Source organism: Neobacillus drentensis (assembly GCF_036965425.1).
Lineage (GTDB): Bacteria > Bacillota > Bacilli > Bacillales > Cytobacillaceae > Neobacillus > Neobacillus drentensis_F.
In genome coordinates, this window is the sequence record NZ_JBALPP010000226.1 from 1 (window position 1) to 2,342 (window position 2,342).

General features: G+C 28.9%; 2 protein-coding genes. Both read right to left on the bottom strand.

The window, feature by feature from the left end:
* Positions 1-1,150 (bottom strand): glycosyltransferase (locus V7161_RS30330; protein WP_335716469.1); only part of this gene is annotated, 1,150 nt, incomplete at its 3' end.
* Positions 1,151-1,169: 19 nt separating this feature from the next.
* Positions 1,170-2,267 carry a polysaccharide pyruvyl transferase family protein gene (locus tag V7161_RS30335; RefSeq protein ID WP_335716470.1) on the bottom strand — a complete coding sequence of 366 codons (1,098 nt, stop codon included), beginning with the start codon at positions 2,265-2,267 and terminating at the stop codon, positions 1,170-1,172.
* Positions 2,268-2,342 lie beyond the last annotated feature (75 nt).

The window sequence follows — 2,342 nt, forward strand, 5'->3', positions numbered from 1 at the left end:
TGTCAACTACTTCATTCTGTAAATTTTCACTAATTTTTTCTCTAATTTTATTATCCTCTAGCAATTGCTTTATACCATAAAACATTTCTCTTTCATCAAAATTCACTAAGATACCCGTTCTCCCATGAAAGATCTGTTCACTTGCTCCAGTGAAGTTTGTACTAATAATTGGATTATTAAAACATTTTGCTTCCGAAAGTGTTATACAAAAGCCTTCATGTCGTGATGATTGAACATATATATCACACTGCTTCATAAAAGGATATGGATTTGAATTGGCACCTAACAGTATATAATCGTTTTCGACTTTATACTTTTTAATAAGTTGTTCATATTCCTGCCTTGCATTACCTTCCCCAATACAATACCATCTCACATTATATCCATTTTCCTTTAATTTAGCTAAAACCTTAATAGTCAAGTCTTGACCCTTTTCCTTGCTTAAACGTCCCACTGTAAGAATTCTAAAACCGTTAAAATCATCATTAAATCCTATACCTTTATTTGCCTTGTTAACTATTAATTCTTTAGACATCATATTATGAAATGTTTCCGCTTTACCTTTAAGCATTGGTAAAGCTTTAATTAATTTGTTTTTCCCTTCTTTTGATACTACAAAAATCTTATCGAACTTATTATATACTTTAGAGACAAAATGTTGATCAAATCCTATTTTTGTAATATCAAAGTGAATCCACTGTACTTTCTTATTCGCTTTTATTTTATTCAATACAAAAAAACTTATGAAGTCCATAGGTCCAGCATAAGCAACAGCAAGATCATACACATTATCAAGTACAGGGGAAAATCTCAAAACATGGTGAAAATAGATACCTCTATTTTTTGTAAGTTTAGATATTAAGTAGAAATAGGCAATTTTAATAGCATTCCTTATATTACCTTTTTTCATGAAATTTAATGCTATTCTTAGTGGTGGTTCATTCAGCAAATTTTTTATACTGTCATAGCCCTTTAAATACTCTATTTGAACCTCACTTGGGACGTATTTTAAAAATTCCCCATAGTTTTCTAACATTAATAGGGTGATATCATATTTATCTTTTGGAATCTCATCTATCATGTTAAGCAGGGCTTTTTCAGTACCGCCCACGTTCATATTTATAATCATAAATATGATTTTCTTTTTCATAATTTCCTCCAGTTTACACCTACTCCTCTAGAAACAAATCTAGCTTCAAAAATTGATTCTCTGCCTCTTTAGTTATAAGCCCTAATTTAGTTTTATTATTCAATGATTTTTTTAAAGTTGACTCATCATATTGCAAATTAAGTTCTTCCATAGTTACTAAGATTCTATCTAGTTTAATATCCTTAAGCATGTTAGTAGTTTTTTTGCTATATATTAAAGGCATAATCCCGATTCCTAGCAACAAGCCGATAATATTTGCATGAAACCTTGCTGCGATAAATAACTCAAAATTTGAAATCAAACTAATAGCTTCTTTTATGTTTCCATTATATTCATATATAGAAACATTCTTTTGAAATGCAATAGAGAGATTTGATTTTATAATATTAGCTACTTGTAAATCGCCTTCTTCTTCGCAAAATGACATTAAGCAACATTCATACCCTTTGTTTATTAGTAATTCTATTGATTTTACAGTACTATTAATATAATCATCAAAAAACTTTGTTAACCCATGTTTATGTCTAAGATCAATAATTGAAAACCCAATTTTCATTTTATTGGATTTAATTCTATATTCATCAATATTCATTTGAAATACAATATCTGGGGCATACCTAACTTGTGGTAAATTTTCAAACAACTTATAAGAATATAAATCCCTAAAACAAACATCATCACATTGTTTAAAAAATTCCATATAATGATTAAAAAATTCAATTGTTTGATAGGGTCCGAAGTTTGCCCCTAGGACAAACACTGGTTTGCTCCTATCTTTAAATTCTCTAACCATTGCCATTCTATCTTTATACAAGGATTGATGATATTCTTCCTCTCTAAAGATAGATCCACCAATAAATATTAATCCATCATGTTCTTCCGCAACTTTTTCATAGTTGGTTAGGTAGTTTGTAATTTTCAAACGTTGTCCAACTTTATTAAATATTGTGTATCTTCTCCTATTAACATTCCCGTATTGTGAAATGAATTCGTCATAATTCTTGCCAACATAATTAATAGTAAACTCACAATTGGGATATTTCTTTGAAAGAATATCTAAGAATAAATCATCTCCAAGATTAAATGCCAAATAAATATCCACAAAGATTCTTTTCAACTTAATAACCACCATTAACTAATTTTCTACTAATCTGTAAAACTTCTCTAGCTGATTAATTGAACTATATGGTTC